The sequence below is a fragment of the Pseudomonas sp. Sample_24 genome (genome assembly GCF_004307605.1).
Taxonomy (GTDB): domain Bacteria; phylum Pseudomonadota; class Gammaproteobacteria; order Pseudomonadales; family Pseudomonadaceae; genus Aquipseudomonas.
In genome coordinates this window covers 1-3,730 of the sequence record NZ_RCNW01000406.1, presented here as the reverse complement: position 1 = coordinate 3,730, position 3,730 = coordinate 1, and the positions used below count along the sequence as shown (strand labels likewise).

Sequence of the window (3,730 nt, the reverse complement as noted above, 5' to 3'; positions counted from 1 at the left end):
GCCATCAGTGCAACGATGACCCCGATAATGGTCTTGGCAATCCAGCCTTGTGAATTGTCCCTGATATTCTGCAGCATGCGTCCCCCATAAACGGTTGAACTTCAAAATTAGGCAACCGTGGAGCGTGGGTAGAATCCGGATAGAAGAAAGGCGCATCCGAGGATGCGCCTTCTCGTAACTGGCGGAGCGGACCGATGACTCGAACTGGCGAGCCTCGGTGTCTCGGACCGGCGACCTGCCGACTGGACTACCGCTCCGCTGCCAGGTCAGGCTTGACCCCGACCCGGATAGGCAAAAACCTGAATCAAACTTAGTTGACAGCTTCTTTCAGTGCTTTACCGGCTTTGAAGCCTGGTTTTTTGGCTGCTGCGATTTCCAGTGTCTTACCGGTCTGTGGGTTACGACCAATGCGAGCTGGACGATCAGTTACGGAGAAGGTACCGAAACCAACCAGAACAACAGAGTCGCCAGCCTTGAGAGCGCCAGTGACGGATTCGATTACAGCGTCCAGCGCACGGCCAGCAGCAGCTTTCGGGATATCAGCGGATGCAGCGATAGCATCAATCAGTTCCGACTTGTTCACTCTAAGTCCCCTTATATCTATTTGAGTATGATTCTAAGTTTTTTTGGTGAAAGCAAAAACGAGTGCTGAATGGCCTACAGACACTTAAGAGCCGCTTTATAACAAGGGCTCTAAAAAGCTGTCAAGGAAGCCCCCCAGGCAAATACGTACTAATGCGTGCTAATTCTTTCCTTGGAATCGGACTCGCGTTTTTCATCCTTCGCGACAATCTCCGGAGCCACATCCGGCAAGGGCTCCGGCGCGTATTGCAGCGCAATTTGCAGGACCTCGTCAATCCATTTAACCGGTTTAATCTGTAGATCCTGCTTGATATTGTCAGGAATTTCCTTCAGATCGCGAACATTCTCTTCCGGAATGATCACTGTCTTGATTCCGCCGCGGTGAGCGGCGAGCAGTTTTTCCTTCAAACCACCGATCGCCAACACTTGCCCGCGCAAGGTGATCTCACCGGTCATGGCCACGTCCGCGCGCACAGGAATGCCGGTCAATGCCGATACCAGCGCCGTGCACATGCCTACACCGGCACTAGGACCGTCTTTAGGCGTAGCCCCTTCCGGCATGTGGATGTGAGTGTCGCGCTTCTCGTGGAAGTCCAGGGGAATGCCCAGGCTCTTGGCACGGCTACGCACGACCGTCAGGGCCGCAGTGATCGATTCGACCATTACGTCACCCAACGATCCGGTTTTGATCAACTGCCCTTTGCCCGGCACGACAGCAGCTTCGATGGTCAACAACTCGCCACCCACCTGGGTCCACGCCAACCCGGTCACTTGACCGATCTGATCCTGTTGCTCTGCCAGGCCGTAACGGAATTTCCGTACGCCGAGGAAGTGCTCCAGATCGTCGGCAGTAACCTTCACCGAGAAGCGTTTTTCCAGCGCATGCTCTTTGACCGCCTTGCGGCAGACTTTGGCAATCTGACGTTCCAGCCCACGCACACCGGCTTCGCGAGTGTAGTAACGAATGATGTCGCGGATCGCTTCGGCGTCAAATTCCAGCTCGCCTTTCTTCAAACCGTTGGCAGTGATCTGCTTCGGCGAAAGATACTTGACGGCGATGTTGATTTTCTCGTCTTCGGTATAGCCCGGCAGACGGATCACCTCCATCCGGTCCAGCAGTGCCGGCGGAATGTTCATCGAGTTCGAGGTGCACAGGAACATCACATCGGACAGGTCGTAGTCGACTTCCAGATAGTGATCGTTGAAGTTGTGGTTCTGCTCCGGATCGAGCACTTCCAGCAACGCCGATGCCGGATCGCCACGCATGTCGCTGCCCATCTTGTCGATTTCATCGAGCAGGAACAGCGGGTTGCGGACGCCCACCTTGGTCATTTTTTGAATCAATCTTCCTGGCATCGAACCGATGTAAGTCCGGCGATGACCACGAATTTCCGCTTCATCGCGTACACCGCCGAGGGCCATGCGCACGAATTTGCGGTTGGTGGCGTGTGCGATCGACTCCGCCAGCGAGGTTTTACCCACGCCTGGAGGGCCGACCAGGCACAACACCGGACCCCGAATCTTCTTCACCCGCTTTTGCACGGCGAGGTATTCGAGGATGCGTTCTTTGACCTCTTCCAGACCGTAATGGTCGGCATCCAGAATGTCTTCTGCACGCGCCAGGTCCAGTCGAACCTTGCTCTGCGCCTTCCACGGCACCTGAACCAGCCAGTCGATGTACGAACGAACCACGGTCGCTTCCGCGGACATTGGCGACATCTGCTTGAGTTTGTTCAGTTCGGCCGTGGCCTTGGCCAGTGCGTCCTTTGGCAAGCCGGCGGCATCGATGCGCTTTTTCAGCTCTTCGACTTCGTTGTGGCCTTCGTCGCTGTCGCCGAGTTCTTTCTGAATGGCCTTCATCTGCTCGTTCAGGTAGTACTCGCGCTGACTGCGCTCCATTTGCTTTTTGACGCGACCACGAATGCGTTTTTCGACTTGCAGCAGGTCGATCTCGGCATCCAGCAACGCCAGAACGTGCTCGACCCGGGCCGACAGATCAATGATTTCGAGAATTTCCTGCTTCTGCTCGATTTTCAGCGCCATGTGCGCGGCCATGGTGTCGACCAGGCGCCCGGGCTCGTCGATGCTGTTGAGCGACGACAGGACTTCAGCCGGGACTTTCTTGCCCAACTGCACATATTGTTCGAACTGCGACAGCAAGCTGCGGACAAACACTTCCGACTCGCGCTCTGGCGCGTCAACTTCGTCGATCAGCGAGACCTCGGCACGGCAATGGCCGTCCACTTCGCTGAAGCGCTCCACAGCGCCCCGCTGCTCGCCTTCGACCAGAACCTTGACAGTGCCGTCAGGCAGCTTGAGCAGCTGCAGGACGGTAGCAATCGTACCCACGCGATAAAGCGCGTCTTCACCGGGATCGTCGTCAGCAGGGTTTCTCTGAGCCAGCAGAAGGATCTGCTTGTCGCCCGTCATCGCGGCCTCGAGGGCTTCGATGGATTTCTCGCGCCCCACGAACAGCGGGATAACCATGTGCGGATACACAACGACATCACGCAATGGCAGGAGAGGCAATTCGATGGTTGTCTTCATGATTTCGCCTCTACGGCGGCCATAAGGCCGGAAACAGATGGAAGTAAGCTTGAAACCAAGATGGGGGCAGCCTTGAAAAAAAACAAGCACAAAGACTGTGTAATAACATGCAAAAAGCAAAGGGGCCCGAAGGCCCCTTCTTTGTACCGGCTGCGTGACGCTTAGGCGTCTGGCGCGGCCTTGGCAGCAGGCTCACTGTTTTCATAGATATACAGTGGCTTGGACTTGCCTTCTATAACGCTTTCATCGATCACTACTTTACTCACCTCGGACTGCGAGGGGATTTCGTACATAGTGTCGAGCAACACACCTTCGAGAATCGAGCGCAAACCACGAGCGCCGGTCTTGCGTTCCAGTGCGCGCTTGGCAACAGACTTCAGCGCGTCGGTACGGAACTCCAGGTCTACACCTTCCATCTCGAACAGCTTGGCGTATTGCTTGGTCAGAGCGTTCTTCGGCTCGGTGAGGATCTGCATCAACGCAGCCTCATCCAGCTCATCCAGCGTAGCGAGAACCGGCAGACGACCGACGAATTCCGGGATCAGGCCGAACTTGACCAGATCGTCAGGCTCGACTTCACGCAGGGATTCACCAACCTTCT

General features: G+C 55.8%; 2 protein-coding genes, 1 tRNA gene and 1 pseudogene. All 4 read right to left on the bottom strand.

All coding sequences use genetic code 11. The features are described 5' to 3' along the window. Nucleotides 1-179: 179 nt before the first annotated feature. A tRNA-Leu gene (locus D8V06_RS23550) sits at nucleotides 180-257 on the bottom strand. A gap of 53 nt (nucleotides 258-310) precedes the next feature. Then, complete coding sequence (locus D8V06_RS23545; RefSeq protein ID WP_002552737.1) at nucleotides 311-583, bottom strand: HU family DNA-binding protein; 273 nt, start codon at nucleotides 581-583, stop codon at nucleotides 311-313. 149 nt (nucleotides 584-732) lie between these two features. Further along, the gene (lon, locus tag D8V06_RS23540) at nucleotides 733-3,129 is read right to left on the bottom strand and encodes an endopeptidase La (protein WP_056854739.1); all 2,397 of its coding nucleotides are present in this window, start codon (nucleotides 3,127-3,129) and stop codon (nucleotides 733-735) included. Nucleotides 3,130-3,290: 161 nt separating this feature from the next. Next, nucleotides 3,291-3,730 (bottom strand): annotated as a pseudogene (locus D8V06_RS23535) (ATP-dependent Clp protease ATP-binding subunit ClpX); the annotation flags it as partial.

Excerpts from the sequence above, each read along its gene's own strand:
- lon (WP_056854739.1), bottom strand. The coding sequence starts at position 3,129 with ATGAAGACAACCATCGAATTGCCTCTCCTGCCATTGCGTGATGTCGTT.